Origin of the sequence: Staphylococcus simiae (genome assembly GCF_002902085.1) — a bacterium.
Lineage (GTDB): Bacteria > Bacillota > Bacilli > Staphylococcales > Staphylococcaceae > Staphylococcus > Staphylococcus simiae.
In genome coordinates, this window is record NZ_PPQR01000158.1 from 1 (window position 1) to 210 (window position 210).

The 210-nt window shown below is 27.6% G+C and carries 1 protein-coding gene; it reads left to right on the plus strand.

Annotated features, from left to right (window positions below; translation table 11 throughout):
• Positions 1-210: transposase (locus CD113_RS12595; RefSeq protein ID WP_142380923.1), on the plus strand; the 210-nt coding region annotated here is incomplete at both ends.

Here is a 210-nt window from a genome sequence, read left to right on the forward strand (position 1 = left end):
TAAAAAACTATTTCCAAACGCTAAAATTATTATCGATCGTTTCCATATTGTTCAACTATTAAATCGAGCTTTAAATAGTATTCGTGTAGCCGTTATGATCGTATTTAAAGAACTAAATAAACCACTATATAATAAATATAAGCGTTACTGGAAACTTGTACTTAAACCAACCGAAGACTTAGAATTGTATGAATATAATAAGGTACCTTT